Source organism: Chloroflexota bacterium (assembly GCA_026708035.1).
In the GTDB taxonomy this organism is placed as follows: Bacteria; Chloroflexota; UBA11872; order UBA11872; family UBA11872; genus JAJECS01.
In genome coordinates, this window is record JAPOVQ010000034.1 from 69,728 (window position 1) to 87,219 (window position 17,492).

Sequence of the window (17,492 nt, forward strand, 5' to 3'; positions counted from 1 at the left end):
CGAGTGCTCATGACGCCCCCCGCACGGCGGCGACATAGCCGCGCCCGGCGTCCAGCGCCTCGTCGATCTTGGTGGCGTCGGTGCCGCCCGACATCGCGAGCTCCGGCCGACCGCCGCCACCGCCGCCCGTGAGCTTGGCGACCGTTCGAGCCAAGTCGCCGGCATGCACGCCTGCATCCACGGCCTGAGCCGAAGCGGCCGCCACAAAGGCGGGCTTCGCCGCGACACTGGTTGCGAGGAGAATGACCCACGGTTCCTCGAGTTGGTCTCGCAACGACTCGGTGACCTGCCGCAGCGCGTCGCGATTAGCGACAGTGACCTGTCCGGCGACCAGCGTGAGGCCATCCACCTGCTCGCGATCCGCCAGCAGCGCCGACGCGGAGCGTCGGGCCTCCGCGCGTTCGGCCGCGGCGACCTGGCGACGGGCCTGGGCGAGTTCGGACTTGAGTCTGCGGATGCGCTCCGCCGATTCGCCCGGCGCCACGCCGGCTTCCTCGGCCACTTCGTTGAGGATGTCTTGCTGACGTTCGACGAACTCGGCGGCTCCGTGGCCAGTCAGCGCCTCGATGCGGCGGACGCCGGCGGCGATGCCGCCTTCGCTGGCGATGGCGAACATGCCGATCTGGCTCGTCGCGGTGCAGTGCGTGCCTCCGCAAAGCTCCAGCGATCGATCCCCCATCGCAACCACCCGCACGACCTCGCCGTACTTCTCACCGAATAGCGCCATGGCGCCGCGTTCCACCGCCTCGCGCACCTCCGCCGTTTCGGTCGCGACCGGCAGGTCCTCGAGCACGCGGCCGTTGACCCACTGTTGAATGGCGCGAAGCTGCGCCCGGTCCACCGGATTCGGATGGGTGAAGTCAAAGCGAAGGCGATCTGGAGCTACCAGCGATCCCGCCTGCTGTACGTGCCCGCCCAGCGTGCGGCGGAGCGCTGCGTGCAAGAGGTGGGTCGCCGAGTGATTGCGCATGATGTCTCGCCGGCGCGAGCCATCGACCTCTGCCCGGACGACGTCACCGACCCGCATGACGCCCTCTGTTATGTCAACCATGTGGATGAGGGTTCCCTCGGGCGCACCCTGGGTATCTCGGATCCGCGCCAGGAATCCGTCTCCGCGCAGGACGCCGGTGTCACCGACCTGACCACCGGCCTCGGCGTAACAGGGCGTCTGGTCGAGCACCACCATGGCCCGGCCCGGCGCGCTCACGGACTCTTGCAGGGTGCCGTCGACGTCGATACCGACGACGGTGCCCTCGCCCGCAGTTTGACCGCCGTACCCGAGAAAGACCGTTTCACCGAATCCAGTGGGAAGGCGCGCGGCCCGATCGCCGCGCTGCGCCGCGCGGCTGCGCTCACGCTGCTCGGCCAACGCCGCCTCGAAACCTTCATCGTCCAGGGCAATGCCGCGCGCTTCCGCCACCTCCTGGGTGACGTCGCGCGGGAATCCGTAGGTGTCGTAGAGAAGAAACGCGCGGGCGCCCGGCAGGGTGCCTCCGCGCGGAATGTCGGTCAGCATCTCGTCGAGCAGCGCCATCCCCGTCACAAGCGTCCGGCGGAAGCGGGCCTCCTCGTCGCGGATGGCGTCGCAAATGAACGTGTACCGGCGCTCCAACTCCGGATACGCCTCGCCGAAGATTTCGACGGTCAGGTCCGCTAGGGGCGAGAGTGCGTCATCACCCATCTGCAGCAGATCAGCATGGCGCACGGCGTGGCGGAGGCTGCGCCGCAGCACGTAGCCGCGGCCCTCGTTGCCGGGCATTACCCCGTCGGCGATGAGAAACGACGCCGCGCGGGCGTGCTGCGCCACGATGCGCATCGAGCGTCCGGCTGAGTCATCAGGCCTGTAGGGCCGGCCGGCGCGCCCGCTCACAAGGCCGAGCATCGGCCTCCACACGTCGGTGTCATAGGTAGACGCCACGTCTTGGAGCACCCAGGCCCACCGTTCGAGCCCCGCGCCAGTGTCCACACCGGGCTTCGATCGGCTGAGCGCGCCCTCCGTGTCCTGGAGATACTGGTTGAAGACGAGATTCCAAATCTCGAGATAGCGCTCCGGCGCCACCCCGGGGCCAACGTCCGGCTCGTCCGGTTGGAGATTGACGAAAATCTCGGTGGTCGGTCCGCAGGGACCACTGTCGCCGGTCGGCGGCCAAAAGTTGTCATCGCCCAGGAAGGCTATGCGCTCGCGCGGGTGACCGACATCCGCCCAAATCTCCGCCGCTTCATCGTCCCGAGGCACGCCCTCGCGGCCCTCGAACACCGTGACCCAGATGCGGGCCGGGTCAATGCCGACGCCGTACAGCACCAAATCGCGGGCGTACGCGATGGCTTCTTCTTTGAAGTAGTCGTTGAAGCTGAAGCTGCCCAGCATCTCGAAGAAGGTCAGGTGGCTCAGGTCGCCAACCTCATCGAAGTCGGTGGTGCGGAAGGACTTCTGCACCGTGGCCACACGCGGATAGGGCGCCGGGCGTTCACCGCTGAAATAGGCTTTGAACTGCTGCATGCCCGCGGTCGTGAGCAGGACGCTCGGATCGCCGGTTGGGATCAGCGAGGAACCGGGGAGCACGACATGTCCACGATCCGCGAAGAAATTGAGAAACGTCTTGCGAATCTGGTCGGTCCGCATGACTCAGGCAGTCTCCTCACCCATGGGGCATAGCAAGAGACCGCCGGAGATTGCCTCCCCAGCAGTCCCTTAAGTTCGCGTCGGATCCGGCTGTCTAGCCGGTTCGGCCTCGTATCCTGCTCGTCACTCCCTGCGGACGGTCAAGCATCCTCCACCACGCCCGACGATCGAGCCGAGCGCAGCGCCAATCCGAGGAAGATCCCAACCGCCATACCAAGTGCAAACTTGACGAGGCGCCCAAGCATCAGCCCGTGGGAACCTCCTCGCCGGAACCTACCATGACCATTATGTTAGGTCAACGAATCCGACGGGCTACGACAGCAGGACGTGGGCAATGGCCACGCCGAGAATGCATCCGAGCAGCGCCGCCAGCACCGGCAGTCCGCCGATCATGAGATAGGTCGCGCCCAGCGGGGCCGCCATGACCGCACCGGCGGCAAATCCGCCCACGCCGAACGGCCAGTACAAGATTCCCGCCCGCTGCCGACGTCCAACGAAGGCGTGGAAGAGAAACGCCACGATCGTGGCCAGCACGAGTCCCAGGTAGACGTGCGGTGGGATGAGCAGAAAGACTTCCACGTTAGCGTGCTCCCAGGCGTGCCGCGGCTGGCTGAGGCGCGGCGTGCAGGCGATTCGCGTGCCGGGCAATTACCTCCGCGGCCCGCAGCACCTGGGCCCGGGTCGTATCCCGGCCGAGACTGAGCCGCAGCGGGCCCGGACGGTAGGCGGGCGGCAGCACGAGCGCCTCGATGACGTGAGACGGCTCAATGGAGCCCGCCTCACACGCCGCCCCCGATGAGGCATCGATGCCGTCCAGGTCCAGATTGATCAGCAATGGCTCGGCGTCCACGCCGGCAAACGCGAAGCTGGCAATGGAAGGCAACCGAGCCGTTGGGTGCCCGGTCAGGCGTGCGTGCGGCACATTCGCCAGAACGGCGTCGACCAATGCCCCCGACAGCTCGGCAAGACGCGCGTTGAGGGTGCGCCGCGTCGCGCAGGCCGCAGTGACGGCCTGCGCAAGGCCCACGGCAGCCGGAATGTTTTCCGTCCCAGCCCGACGACCCATCTCTTGCGCACCACCCCAAGCCAACGGCTCCAACTCGACGCCGTCTCGCACGTAGAGCGCGCCGATGCCCGTAGGCCCGTAGATCTTGTGGCCAGACAGTGATAGCAGATCAACACCCAATCGATCAACATTTATGTCGAGTTGCCCCACTGCCTGAACGGCGTCGGTATGAAACAGCGCGCCGGCCTCGCGCGCTGTCCGGGCCAGCGTCGCGATGTCTTGCACCGTGCCGATCTCGTTGTTGGCCAGGGCAATGCTGACCAGCGCGCTGTCAGTCCGCAGGTGAGCCGCCAGCGAGTCCGGAGTCACTCGGCCATGGGCATCGACCGGGATCTCGGATACGGGGAATCCACGGTCACGCAGCGCCCAAGCCGCACGCAGCACGGCGTGATGCTCGATGGCGCTCACCGCGGTGTGCTCGCGGTCCCTCGGGCGAACCACGCCGGCAATGGCCAGGTTGTTGGCCTCGGTGCCGCCGGATGTAAAGACGATCTCGTGCGGCTGCGCACCCAGGGCGTCCGCCACCTGTCGCCGCGCGCGGTCAAGCTCTGCGCGGGCGAGGCGGCCGGACGCGTGCACGCTCGACGGGTTGCCAAAGGGTCCGTCCAACACTTCGACCATGGCCCGGCGGACAGCCGGATCGAGCGGCGTGGTGGCCGCATGATCCAGGTAGATGCGGTCGCGCGTCGGTGTGGACATCACGCTTCAGGATAGGGCCGGCAGAGCGATGGACGCGTGAATTGGTCGTGGCTTCCGGTTAAATCAGCGTCGCGCAACGCCCGATCTCGACGCAACGTTCCCCACGAGAACCGGCCCTGCCGAGACCTGCTGTGATACATTCCAATTGTCCATCACGCTTCACTATTCGCACGCCAGCGCTGCACGCGCGGCCCCGTGATGTGCGCCCCCTTCCATGAGCAGCACCCGATCTATCTCTCGAATGCGAGTGTCTCGTCGCGCCGTGCTGTATGCCGCGGTAACGGCCGCTGCAGCGGGCGTTGCGCCGTGGAGCGCCACGCTGTTGGCCCAGCAGGCGGCAATCGCCGTCGATTCGCTTTTCCAGGAGTTTTACGACCGCATGGGCGGCGCCGACACCTTCGGCGATCCTCTCACCGCGCGCTACGAGCTGGACGGGCGGCAGGTGCAACTGTTCGAGAACTTTCTAATCGAACACTGGCCCGAGAACAGCGGCACCGACTACGAAGTGCAGCCGGGGCTGCTCGGCGTCAGGGCTTCGGGGAATCGCTACTTCGGGCAGGCGCAACCGTTTCGCAACAGCAGCCAGATGCTCTACGTGCCGGAGACGCGGCAGTCCCTCCGGATGGGCTTTCTCAACTCCTGGCGCGACCGGGGAGGCATCAATCTGTTTGGCTATCCGATTTCCGAGGAAGTCGTCGATGACGGAATCACGGCGCAATGGTTTCAGCGCGGCAAGCTCACCTACGTCGCCGGCCGCACCCCCGAGATTCAGATTGCCGATCTGGGCCGCACCTGGCTGAGCCAGTCGCAAGACGGTGTGGCCGCGGCCTACGAGGTCAAAGCGCCGCCCGCAACCGTGCCGGGTGGATCGACTCCGGTTCGACTAGTCATCACCAATTCCGGCACGGACACTTGGGCGTCCAGCGGCGACGAGGCGGTGACGGTGGGATTTCGATGGGCCGATCGTCATCCGCCACGCGACCGCGAGTCCCCCGCTTCAGTTTCGTTGCCGAACGATGTCGCGGCTGGTGAGAGTGTCGAGCTGGAGACCTCGATTTCGCTGCCCACCACGCCGGGTAAATTCCGCCTGCAGCCCGACTTGCAGCAGCAAGGTGAGTGGTTCTCGGCCAAGGGCGTGGCGGCGCCAGTCGTAGAGACGACCGCGCGGCTGGCGGAGCCAGAGATGCGCATCGGTCTGCTCGACATCAGCGATGACAACCCCGGAGTCACCGCCGCCACCATCACTTCCACCAATGGACTGCGCATCGTCGACGAGGGTGGGAGTGAGATGGCAGAGCTCACGGAGGGCGAGTCTGTGGTCATCCATCGCGACATTCCCGGCGAGCAGCAGGTGCTGCAACTGCCGGGCGACGAGCGCGAAACTACCGTCGGTCGCGTCAAGGTCTTTCCGCTCGAAGGATCGATGCTGCGTCTGTTGGAGGCGGCCCCATGGACGACCTACCGGGGCTCATTCGAATTCGTCTGGCTGCCGCGCTATACGTCCGCCTGGCTGGTCAACATTCTGCCGCTGGATGACTACCTGTCGGGCATCGCCGAGCAAGGCGACTACATTCCCTGGGAGGCCCTACGCGCCTCCGCGATCGCCTTTCGCAGCTACGCCATGGCGACTCGATCGGAACGTCGTGCGAGCAACCTGGTGTTCGATGCGGCCGGATCCACGCGTCACACTCCCACTATGTACACGCGGCATCAGGTCTATCACGGCATGGCGCGCGAGTATTCGGGAACCCGACTGCGCCAGGCGGTGACCGATACTCGGGGACAAGTTATGACCTACGACGGCGAGACGATCATGGCCGTCTATTTCTCGCGCGCGGACGGGCATACCCGGAGTTGGCACGAGACCTGGGGCGGCGCCTTCAAGCCTTGGGCCGTCGGCGTACCCGATCCCTTCAGCGTGGGCCAGACGCTCTTGGGCCACGGCATTGGGCTGCCGTTGCGCAGCGCGAACGCCATGGCCGAATCCGGCGCCAATGGCGAGCAGATCCTGGCCAGCTACTACACCGATGTGGACTTCGGTGCCATCTACTAGCGCCACACCCCCCGTCCGCGGGCTCCAGGGACGCGACCTGCTTTCTCTGGCAGACCTCAGCAGTGGCGACGTCGCGACCATTCTGGACGTGGCCGCGCGGTTGAAGCTCGCCCAAGCCAACGGCGTGCCCCACACGCTGCTCCCCGGGCGAACGCTTGGAATGCTCTTCGAGAAGGCCTCCTTGCGCACCCGCACCACGTTCGTCGTGGGCATGGTTCATCTCGGGGGACAGGCCGTCGACTTGATGGCCGAGCACACGCAAATGGGCGTGCGGGAGTCCGCACCCGACATCGCGCGAAATCTGGAGCGCTGGGTTGACGCCGTCATGGCGCGGGTCTATGACCAGCGCGTGCTCGAAGAGCTGGCCGAACACTCGATCGTGCCCGTCATCAATGGTCTCAGCGACCGCTTTCATCCCTGTCAAGTGCTGGCCGATTTGCTGACGCTCCGCGAACACGTGGGCTCGCTTTCCGGCCGCACCCTGGCGTATGTGGGCGATGGCTTCAACGTGTGTCACTCGCTGCTGCTGGGCGGCGCCCTGACCGGGCTGCACGTACGCGTCGGAACGCCCCGCGGCTATGAGCCCGACCCGGGCATCGTCGAGCAGGCGCAAAGGCTGGCTCGGGCTTCGGGCGCCAGCCTCGAGCTCGTCTCGAGCGCCGAGGCGGCCGTGCGGGACGCCGACGCGGTATATACGGACTCGTGGGTGAGCATGGGCTTGGAGGACGAACGCGCCGAGCGCCTCGCGGCCTTCGGTCCGTTTCGAGTGAATGCCGGCCTCATGGCCGGCGCCCGGTCGCACGCCGTGTTCATGCACTGCCTGCCCGCCCATCGTGGGGAGGAAGTCACGGACGACGTGATGGACGGTCCGCAGTCCGTCGTCTTCGATCAGGCCGAGAATCGGCTCCACGTGCAAAAGGCGTTGCTCGTGCTGCTCATTGGCGGCGAGGCCGCCCTCCAAGCCCTACCGCGATAGCCGGGCCTGATTCCGCGCTACACTTGGCCCAGGCGCCACGGTGGCAAAGCGGGCAGTGGAACAGCTCGAATACCTCGTTCGTGAGTTCAGTTGGGGCGCTGCCGCGCAGATCATTCTCGTCGCCCTCCTCTTTCATGGCGTTTTGACGCTGATTCGCGGCACCCAGGCGGACATTCTGGTCCGCGGCGCCCTGGTGGTCCTGGTGGCGATTCTGGTGATTGGGCGCGTGCTGCAGCTGCCGTTGATCAACTGGATCGTGGAAAACGGCCTGATCCTGTTGTCGTTCGCGGTAGTGGTGGTGTTCCAACCGGAAATCCGGCGGCTGCTTGAGCGCGTGGGTCGCACCGGCACGTTGGTTGCGCGACCGTTCGGGACCACGTCTCCGGAAGATACCGAGGTGATGATCGGAGAAGTCGTCACGGCGGTTACGGCGCTCTCGGGGCGCGTATGGGGATCGATCATCGTGATCCAGCGAACGGGGGGGCTTGAAGAGTACGCCGCCACCGGCACCCGCCTCGAAGCGCAGCTTTCGCAGGATTTGTTGCTGACTGCGTTTCATCCCGGCTCGGAGCTGCATGACGGCGCGCTGCTCGTGCGCGGACGCATGGTGACGGCGGCGCACGTGATGTTGCCGCTGAGCGACGCGTTGGGCCCGCAAGACCACGTGGGGACGCGCCATCGCGCCGGTCTGGGAATCACCGAGGTGTCGGATGCGATCGCCGTCATGACCTCGGAAGAAAGCGGCGGCATCTCGTTTGCCTCCGATGGCCGGCTCGAGCGGCACTTGACGCCGGACCAGTTGCGACGCCGCTTGGAGACGGCCTTCCGAGTGCAGACTCGTGGAGCGGCGCTGCAAAGCCTGCCGGCCTGGATTTCACGCCGCTAGGTGCGACGTCTCAGTCCTCAGGCGCTCTGGACGGCCCGCGCCCTGCGCTTCGCGCGCTACAGCCTCGGGATCCGGTTTCTTGTGGCGCTCGCGCTGTCGGCGCTCGTATGGGCCGGACTCACCATCGAGGAAAACCCCGAGGCGACCGAGCCCTTTCCCGGCCGCTTGATCGTGGAGCCGGTCGGTCTCGATACGCGGAACCTGGTCCTCGTAAGGGAGATCGCGCCGGTGCGCGTGAGCGTCAAGGGACCGAAGGTCGACCTCGCCAGTCTCACTGCCGACCATTTCGTGGCCAGAGTCGATCTCACCGGGCTTGGCGCGGGTCAGCAACAGGTCGACGTCGATGTGGTCGTGTCGAATTCGCAGGTCGAAGTCGTGCGCGTCACCCCGGCGAACATCACGGTCGTGCTCGATCCGGTCGTGGAGCGCAAGTTGCGAGTCAATGCCCGAATCGAGAGCGATGTTGCCACCGGATATCGGGCGAACCTGTCTGAGATCACCGCCGAGCCCGCCGACGCCACCGTCAGCGGCGCCTCGTCGGTGGTGGATCGAGTGGCCCGCGTGCAGGCCGCACTCAGCCTGGAAGGCGCCACGCGCGATGTCAGGGTCGAGGGCATATTGATCCCTGTCGATCGACAGGGAATCGAGGTCGAGGACGTGCGCGTAGATCCGCCCACCGTGCTGGTCAACGTTCCCGTCAATCGAATCACCAGCCGCAAGCGCGTGCCGGTGGTGCCGCGGATCGAAGGGACGGTCGCGCCATCGTTCTTCATAGCGCGGATTGGCGTCGTCCCGACCAGCGTCGAGATCGAGGGTGAGCCTGGGGCGCTCGAACGCGTGGACGCCGTGGAAACGCTGCCAGTCGACATCTCGGACGCCCGTGGCGACATCGAGCGCGACGTCGGGTTCGAGGCGCCCGAGGGCGTCACCATCCGCAGCGATCAGCCATTCGCGCAAGTTGCGGTGGTCGTCGAACCGCTCGACGAAACCACCACCATTCAGGTGGCAGTGGTCCTCACAAATCTCGGCAGCGGCCTCCAGGCGATCGCCGACCAACCGTTCCTGCAGATTGTGATGTCGGGTCCCGCCGAGGTGCTGCAAGGCTTGCGCGGCGGCGACATCCTGGCCGAAGTCGATTTGAGCAATCGCGCGCCGGGCCTCCACCAGATCCGACCGGTGATCACGAATCCTGCGCCCGATACCCTGCGCATGGTGCGGCACACGCCGGCGGTCGTGGACGTGCGCATCTCACCGCTCGAGGCCCCGAGTGCCGCACCGGCGACGACCGCCATTCCGGGACCGGGCGGCGCGGTACCGGCGGCCACGCCAACCCCGACCGAATCGGCCGGCTAGCTAGGCGCGAGACCTCACCCGGTCCGCCAGCACGCCCTCGTATAGCCCATCGAGCGGTCCGGTGAGCCGCTCCCACGCAAGCTCGCCCATCGCATAGGCGCGCGCGTGCTCAGCGATCTGGCCTCGCTTGGAATCTTGCAGCGCGCTCACCGCTGCATCCGTGAGCGCTTCCATCGAGGCGTCACGCGCCAGGTAGCCGGTTTCGCCGTCACGGACAAATGTCGTCGCCTCACCGACCGGAGCGGCCACGATGGGCACTCCCGCAATCATCAGATCCACGTACCGCACGGAGCACTTCGACCGGTTGGCCACGGTGTCCGCCATGGGCATGAGCGCGACATCGCAATTCGCGAAGAATGCTCCAAGCTGCGCGAAGTCCATCCATCCGGCTATACGAACGCGGTCGGAGATTCCCTGCGCTTCGAGCGCCGGCACCATGTGCGCCATGGGCGACCGAGGCCCGGCGCCCACGATGGATAGCGCGAGATCGGGCACGCGTGTCAACGTGCCCACCACAAGCCGCACCCAGTCCTCGGGCGGCACGTCGTAAAAGCGCGTGTAGATCACCGCGTGCGGCCGTGGCGGGGTCGATGACTGCGGCGGGGCCTCGCGCCAGGCCTCGTAGGTGGAGGCCTCATAGCCGTTGACGATACGCTCGACCGGTTCAGCCCCGCGCCGCCGCGCCAACTTCGCGCTTGCGACGGTGCGTGCATCGCAGGCCCCGAGTCCCCAGGACTCCTGCCGCTCGAACAGCTCGCGCTGCCACCAGGAGTAGGGCTCGTTGGCACTCCACCCCGCCTTGCCTTCCCAGTCGTCGCAGTCCAACACCAGACCCGGCCGGTCGCGCTTGCGCCACAGCAAGGCTTGCACCAGCCCCGACACCGCCTTGGGCTTGAACACGTGGACGATGTCTGGCCGCCACCACGCGAGCCGGTGCATGGCGATTCGGGCCAGCGCCACCTGTGTCAACGGGGCGCCAAGCAGCGGCGCGGCCGCCCCGCGGGGTCTCGGAAGCGCGTGGACCTCGACGCCGGCATCGCTCCAGCGCCTCCCGTAGCCGGCCGGGTCATCGTAGGGAGGGACCACCACCCGCACTTGATATCCGCGCGCGGCCATGGCGCGCGCCATGGGCATCACGCGGCGCGCGGTCGTGTTCTTCGGCGCGAACCCGAAGGGCGCGACGTAGACCAGGTTCACGCTAGGCCGCGCGTCGCCAGGCCAGCAGCGCCAGCACCCCCAGCACCCAGAGTGCGGCGGCGACGCCGCTGACGATGGCGCCGACGCGCAGCGGGTGCGACGAGAACTCAAACGTGACCGTGTGCCGTCCGGCGGAGGGAATCAGCACGGCCCTTTGCGCCAGATTCGCCTGCCAGATCGTGGTGCGCCCGCCGTCGATGTATGCCTCCCATCCCGGGTACAGCGTGTCGTTGAGCACCAGCATGCGAGGACCCTCGGAAACGACCTCTATGGTGACGCGCTCCGGGGTGTCCTCGATCATCACGGCCGTCGCCTGGGCGTCGAACCGAAGCCAGGCGTCGCGCATTCCGAACTCACGCCTGAGGCGCGCCACGTCGTCGGGAAGGACCAGGCCTACGGGCTCCCGGCGGTGCACGACTCCCATGTCCTCCAGGGCGCGGCGAATCGGATTGGACAACGCCGGGTCTCGTGTCGATGTGAGCAACCATGTTTCCTCGGTCGGTGTGAACCCCGGGTACGCCAGCGCCCGGCTCGCGCTGGCAACGGTCGCCGCCAGTCCTACGCGCACCGGCATCCAAATCCGCTGCGCCTCCCGCGCACGGCGCGTGATGGTTACGTCTCCGGCCAACTCCACGAGCATTCCGCGTCCGGGGCGCAGCAGCACGCCCACCGACGATCCGTCGTCCAGCAGCAGGGAGAGCCCGCGGACGTCGAGCACGCCGTCAAGCGGCTCAACGGTAATTGCCGTGACGTGAATCGGGTCATCCAATCCCGCGCTCGACAGGACCGTGTGCGGCGGCAACCCGTCCCGCTGGGGCGCAGGCGCCGCATTCGGCAGCCCCACGAACGTAGGGTCGCCGGCGGCGCGCCGTAGCGGCCATTCGGCCTCACCGCCGGCCGCGTCGGTCAGCACGATGCGGCCTGCCTCAACGCCGCTGTCGCCGGGAGCTCCAGACGCCAGGATGGCAACGCCCGTCACGCCAGGCACATCGAGGGCCTCAATGCGGAGCGGCTCTCTGAGTCTCGCGACCAGCCGTAGATCGAATGCGGCGACATCGGTCTCGAAGGCGTCGAAGCGATCGTCGATGACCACGTCGACACTCAGCGTGTCCAATGCGTGATTCGACGGCACCGTCTTGAGCTGATTCAGCAACAGCGCATCGGGATGGGCCGCCGAGCCGGGAATCACGGTCTCGCGCAACGCCACGTGGGTCGAAAGTGGCAGGAGACCGCCGTCGTAGCCGTCGGGTGTGTCCAGCCCGTAGGCCATGGCGAGATTCGGATTCAAGATGTCCCGGTTCTTCCAGGCAACTTTGAATTCTCGCCACGGCACTTCGCCGAGTTGGTCGAACCACGCGCTGGCGAGCGCCGCACGGTCGGGATCGTTGATCTCGTAGGAAGGATCGGCCATCGAAATGACCCTTCCCGAGCCCACGATTTCGTTCAAGCGCGGCAATGCCTGGCCCTTCGCTTCGTAGGCGTCAATGGGAATAGCTTCCCTGATGGCCGCCGGTCCGGCCGCCGCGGCAAGCTCCGCGACGACAATGAGCGGCGCCAGCCAGGCATAGGCGGGACGCGGCGCCAGCATGGCGAGCGTCACAAAGACGACCGCGACGGCGGCGACGAGCCCCCACGTCCAGGCGAGACCGTCGCGCAGGGGCGGCTCCGCGATCGCAACGCCGAGCGACAACCCGCCCAAGCCCGCGAGCACCGCGAGCCAGGCGCCGAGCCGCTGGAGGCGTTCGCGCCGCGGCCGGTCCGTTGCCGCCATCAGCGCCTCGGCGCCGTAGGCCGCCAGCAGCGCCAGCGCGAACACGGCGACGAGCAGCCAGCGCGCCGGCACGCGGAAGAGCGCGACGCCGGGCACGATCCGGTGCGCCAACTCGAACAATGGCGTGGCCGGTCCCAAGGCCAACAGGATCGCCACCAACGCCGCCAAGACCAAGAAGACGACGCGCGGCTCCCGCCAGCGATGCGCTGCGCCCAGCGCCGCCAGCGCGACGCCCAAGACGCCGACGTAGGCCACGAACTCCGTGCTCGACGGGAGGTGCAGAAACGTCGGCAGCAAGCCGGGCAGCGCCTCTCCGGTCGGCAGCGAAAACGAGACCGCCTCGTGAAACATCAGCCCACCGGAACGGATGCCCTCGCGCGAAAGGTCGAGGGCCGGCAAGATCTGGGCCGCGGCGAGCCCAGCGCCGCCCACGGCGCCGATGAGCCACAACGAAATCCCGGTGAGCGCCCCATTTGCTCGCTGCCGCGCGGACGTATTTCCCACACGCCGGAACCCGGCCACGAGCGCCCAGGCCAGACCTAGGATCAGGCCCACATAGGCCGTCTGCGGGTGACCGGCCAGGATCATCAACGCCACGATCAGCGGCGCCACCGCCCACCAGCGCTTGGCTCCTGCCACGCCCAGCTCGATGGTCAGAATCAACAACGGGATCCACGCGGCCACGCTCACCTGGTTGATGTGCTCCATCTGCCCGGCGAAGAATCCGCTGAACGCAAAGGCCGCGGCTCCGGTCGCAGCCGCCGGCCACCCGAGTCGCAGGCCCACGCGGATTAGCGCCAGCATCCCGACAGCGCCCAGCGCCACGTGCAGCATCAACGCCGTTGAAAGCGCGCGCGCGGGATCGAGCAGATACAGGGGCCAGTTGGGCGGATAGAGCACCGCCGATTGCGGGTTCGCCAGGAACGGCACGCCCATGAACACGTGCGGATTCCAGAGCGGAAGGCGGCCGTCGCCAAGCGATGCGGCGGCGTAGGCCCAGTAGGGGTAGAAATAGGTCTGCGTGTCGTAGCCCGAGAGCACCAGGCCCTCGAAGATCAGGCGGCTGTAGATGGTGAGCAGGCCGGCCACCACCAGCCCCACGGCCGCGATGACGCCGAGGCGCGATCCACGCGGCCGCGCGTCAATCGTCGTCACCGTGCGCGCGCCGCTGCTTGCTAGATCTCTTCCGACAGGATGATGGCTTCGGCGACCTCACGCATCGGCTTGCGCCGGTCCATGCTGAGCTTCTGGATGCGCCTGAACGCCTCGGGCTCGTCCAAGCCGAGTTTCGTCATCAGCAGCCCCTTGGCGCGCTCGACCGCCTTGCGCGTCTCGAGCTGATCCTTGAGGTCGGCCACCTCGTCGCTGATGGCCAGGAACTCGCGGTAGCGCGACATGGCCACTTCCAAGGCCGCCTCGAGCTCGTTGTCCCGCAGCGGCTTGAGGACGTAGTTGATGGCGCCGGCTTCGAGCGCCTGGCTGATGAGGTGTCGGTCCGAGTACGAGGTGACAAGCACGACCGGGGCGATGCGCTCGTCCGTGAGACGGCGCGCGGCCTCGATGCCGTCCATCTCCGGCATCCGGATGTCCATGACGACGACGTCCGGCCGCAGCTCGCGCGCCATCTTGACCGCGCTTTCACCGTCACCGGCCTCACCGACGACCTGGTAGCCAGACGCCTGCAGGCGCTCGGTGAGGTCCATCCGGATGATGGTCTCGTCTTCTGCCACGATTACACGCAAGGACACGCCACTATCACCTTCAGCGCGGAGACCGGGTGGATCGCCCGGTGCAGAGTCAGCCTAGCAGCATCCGAAATTACGTTGACGCCCCCACCCCACAACCCCTAGTATCCGCTGGCCGTGCACACCCCATGGATTGCGTGCACGGTGACGGAAATCCGCAAATGATTGGGAGGACATGCGGATGCGTGTGACCTGCCTGCAAGAGAACCTGAGCCGCGGCCTGGCGCTGGTGAGCCGCGCCGTCGCCACCCGGAGCACGCTGCCCGTGCTGAGCAACGTGCTGTTGCAGTCCGAAGACGGCGGGCTGCGGCTCTCGGGCATGAATCAACAACTCGCGATGTCGGTGTGGCTGGGGGCGAGCGTCGAAGACGAGGGCGCCATCACCGTGCCCGCCCGGCTGTTGAGCGATTTCGTCGCGCAACTCCCCGAGGGACCGGTGACCGTGACCACCGACGATGAAACCGACAGCCTCAGCGTCGCCTCCGGTCGGTACCAGGCCAAGATCAAGGGTCTCAGCGCCGAGGACTTTCCGCCCATCCCGACGACGGGCGACGAGCGCGAGGTCGACCTGGCCACCGACTTGCTGGCCGACGTCATTGGGCAGGTGGTGACCGCGGCCGCGACCGACGACAGCCGGCCGGTGCTGGCCGGCGTGTCGATCACCATCGGCCCGGACCACATCGAGCTAGCCGCCGCCGACGGCTATCGGCTGGCCGTGCGCCGCGAGGACGTGGAAACCGGCCTGGCCGAGCCGGTGCAGATCGTCGTGCCTCGTCCCGCCATGGTCGAGTTGCAGCGAATGCTCGCTGACGATCCGGGCACCGTGACCATCGGGCTCAGCGAAACGCAGTCGCAGGTCTTGTTCCGGACGAGCACGGTCACCTTCATCGCCACGCTCATTGACGGGCAGTTTCCGAATTACCCGCAGCTGATCCCGGGCGAAGTCGACACGCGGGTCGTGGTTGACACGCAGGCCTTTGCACAGGCCACCCGCATCGCCTCCCTCTTCGCGAGCTCCGGCGCAAATGTCATCAAGCTGCACGTGCAGCCGGGCGCCGAAGGGGAATCCGGCCGCATGGTGCTGACGTCGAACTCGGCGGAGCTCGGGGAAAACTCCGGCGAGCTCGACGCCGAGGTCAGCGGCGACGGCGGGCTCATTGCCTTCAATCCCCGCTTCTTGTCCGAGTGCCTGGGCACGATTGCGACCGAGCGCATCTCGGTGGGCACCTCCGGCGCCACCAGCCCCGGACGATTTCGTCCCGTGGACGGCGACGAGGAAGTTGAGACCCACAGCCACGTGATCATGCCCATGCACACGGTGAGCTAGGCATCGCGGGCGCCCGTCGCCGTCAGGTCGCGGCGTGACCGCTGCCGCCGGTGTGAGCAGCCGTGCGTTCGTGAGCACCGGCCGAGGGCCGGTGGTGACGGCGCACACGATGGTGTCGACGGGCCATCCCCTTGCGACGGCCACGGGGATTCGCCTGCTCCTGGACGGCGGCAACGCGTTCGATGCCGCGATCGGAGCCGCCGCCGTCATCGCGGTTGTCGAGCCCAGCTCCAATCAAATCGGCGGCGACGTATTCGCGCTCTGCCGTCCGGCAGCCACGGGCATCGTCGAAGCCGTCAACGCCAGCGGGCCCGCGCCGGCAGCGGCCGATCGCTCGGGCTACGCCGAGGGCCTTCCCACCCACGGGCTGCGGTCCGCCACGCTGCCGGGCGCCGTTGCCGCCTGGGAGGTGATCAATCGGCGGTACGGGCACATGCCGCTGGAGCGCCTGCTGGCGCCTGCCATCGTGTATGCCAGCGGCGGATTTCCCGTCGACATGGCGCTGGGCGGCGCGATCAGCCAGTCGCTCGAGACACTCAAGCACTACCCCGCCACGTCCGCCGTGCTTTGCCCCGGGGATCGCGCGCCGCGACCCGGCGAAACGCTGGTGCAGCCAGACCTGGCGAAGACCCTCCGCGAGATCGCGGCCAACGGAGCCGCCGGGTTCTACCAGGGGCTGTTCGCCGAGCGCTTGCTGAAAGCATCCGAAGCGGCCGGGGGCGATTGGTCCGTCGAAGATCTGGCGGCAATGCCAGTGGAGGTCCAACCGCCGCTGCGCACGGTCTATCGCGGATATGAGGTGCTGGAGCAGCCGCTGCCATCGCAGGGCTATCTCGTGCTCGCGGACCTCAACATCGCCGAGGGATTTGACCTGGCGGCGCTGCGATTCGGCACGGCAAATGGGCTGCACATCATGGTCGAGGCGCACAAGCTGGCCTTCGCCGACCGCCTGGCCCACCTTGGCGACCCCGCGCACGTCGACGTGCCGGTCGACATGCTCGTGTCCAAGGAATTCGCGGCCCGGCGACGGATGATGCTGAACCCTGCGCGGGCGTCGCTAAGCCCGGCGTCGACGGATCCGAGCAGTGCGGGAACGGACACCACGGCGGTGTCCGTCGTCGACGAGGACGGCAACGCCATCACCCTGATTCAGAGCGTCTTTCAGCAATTCGGCTCGGCGTTCATCGTTCCGGGTACCGGCGTGCTGCTCAACAATCGAATGAAGGGGTTTTCCCTCGACCCCGCGAGTCCCAACTGCCTCGCCGGCGGCAAACGGCCCATCCATACGCTCAACACCTACATGGTCCAGCGCGAAGGGGCGCTGATGATGCTGGGCGGGTCGCCGGGCGGCCATTTTCAGACCCAGACGAACTTCCAGGTATTGACCAACGTCATCGACCACGGGATGCACTGGCAGGCCGCGATGGACGCCCCGCGTTGGTATCACGACGCCGACACGGACACGTTGACGCTGGAGTCCCGGTTCGAGTTGGATATCGCCAGCGCCCTGGAGCGGCGCGGTCACGGGGTCGCCTGGGCGCCCGCGTTCACCCCGCGTGCCCGCAGCCAGGGCATCATGCTCGACCCGGCGAGCGGCGCCCGCTTTGGCGCAACCGACCCACGGTGGCACGGGCAAGTTCTAGGGTATTGACACGGCTGGCGATATGCTGACGTTCGCGGCATCGGTCAAGCTGCCGCGGCCCCCTGGAGAACGCTGATCGACGCCCCCACGCCCGCAGGCGAGCAAGCGCCGCCCGCGCCAAGCGATTCGCCGACCACTTCGGCGCGCATTGCGC

Annotated in this window: 12 protein-coding genes; 6 read left to right on the top strand and 6 right to left on the bottom strand. The window is 67.3% G+C overall.

The genetic code is table 11. From position 1 onward, the window contains the following. Positions 1–7: 7 nt before the first annotated feature. The 3 genes from alaS to OXG33_13605 form a co-directional block, all read right to left on the bottom strand. Positions 8–2,623, bottom strand: a complete 2,616-nt coding sequence (gene alaS / locus OXG33_13595) for an alanine--tRNA ligase (GenBank protein MCY4114948.1) — start codon at positions 2,621–2,623, stop codon at positions 8–10. 312 nt (positions 2,624–2,935) lie between these two features. Next, entirely contained in the window at positions 2,936–3,202 is a 267-nt protein-coding gene (locus tag OXG33_13600) for a hypothetical protein (protein ID MCY4114949.1), read from the bottom strand. A 1-nt stretch (position 3,203) separates the two neighbouring features. Beyond that, the gene (locus tag OXG33_13605) at positions 3,204–4,388 is read right to left on the bottom strand and encodes a cysteine desulfurase family protein (protein MCY4114950.1); all 1,185 of its coding nucleotides are present in this window, start codon (positions 4,386–4,388) and stop codon (positions 3,204–3,206) included. A gap of 247 nt (positions 4,389–4,635) precedes the next feature. Here OXG33_13605 and OXG33_13610 point away from each other — a divergent pair, with 247 nt between their 5' ends. From OXG33_13610 to OXG33_13625, 4 genes are read left to right on the top strand one after another with little or no spacing between them, the layout of a single operon-like run. Continuing rightward, the gene (locus tag OXG33_13610; protein ID MCY4114951.1) at positions 4,636–6,441 is read left to right on the top strand and encodes a hypothetical protein; all 1,806 of its coding nucleotides are present in this window, start codon (positions 4,636–4,638) and stop codon (positions 6,439–6,441) included. After that, on the top strand, positions 6,416–7,417 hold the full coding sequence (argF, locus tag OXG33_13615; GenBank protein MCY4114952.1) for an ornithine carbamoyltransferase: 1,002 nt from the start codon (positions 6,416–6,418) through the stop codon (positions 7,415–7,417). The genes OXG33_13610 and argF overlap by 26 nt, the downstream gene beginning before the upstream one ends. Positions 7,418–7,457: 40 nt before the next feature. Then, positions 7,458–8,303, top strand: a complete 846-nt coding sequence (gene cdaA, locus OXG33_13620) for a diadenylate cyclase CdaA (GenBank protein ID MCY4114953.1) — start codon at positions 7,458–7,460, stop codon at positions 8,301–8,303. Beyond that, positions 8,304–9,656, top strand: a complete 1,353-nt coding sequence (locus OXG33_13625) for a CdaR family protein (protein MCY4114954.1) — start codon at positions 8,304–8,306, stop codon at positions 9,654–9,656. Here OXG33_13625 and OXG33_13630 read toward each other — a convergent pair whose 3' ends face one another. Genes OXG33_13630 through OXG33_13640 form a run of 3 tightly spaced genes read right to left on the bottom strand, consistent with a single transcriptional unit; the run spans position 9,657 to position 14,372 of the window. After that, entirely contained in the window at positions 9,657–10,853 is a 1,197-nt protein-coding gene (locus OXG33_13630; protein ID MCY4114955.1) for a glycosyltransferase, read from the bottom strand. Between the two features lies 1 nt (position 10,854). After that, a complete protein-coding gene (locus tag OXG33_13635; protein ID MCY4114956.1) occupies positions 10,855–13,779 on the bottom strand; it encodes a YfhO family protein in 2,925 nt (974 codons plus the stop codon). Positions 13,780–13,799: 20 nt separating this feature from the next. After that, positions 13,800–14,372 (bottom strand): response regulator, encoded by a 573-nt coding sequence (locus OXG33_13640; protein ID MCY4114957.1) that lies wholly within the window; start codon positions 14,370–14,372, stop codon positions 13,800–13,802. Between the two features lie 178 nt (positions 14,373–14,550). Here OXG33_13640 and dnaN point away from each other — a divergent pair, with 178 nt between their 5' ends. Together dnaN and ggt are read left to right on the top strand one after the other, a co-directional pair. Further along, positions 14,551–15,696 carry a DNA polymerase III subunit beta gene (gene dnaN, locus OXG33_13645; protein MCY4114958.1) on the top strand — a complete coding sequence of 382 codons (1,146 nt, stop codon included), beginning with the start codon at positions 14,551–14,553 and terminating at the stop codon, positions 15,694–15,696. Between the two features lie 70 nt (positions 15,697–15,766). Continuing rightward, positions 15,767–17,347, top strand: coding sequence for a gamma-glutamyltransferase (gene ggt, locus OXG33_13650; protein MCY4114959.1), 1,581 nt, complete (start codon positions 15,767–15,769; stop codon positions 17,345–17,347). Positions 17,348–17,492: the final 145 nt, after the last annotated feature.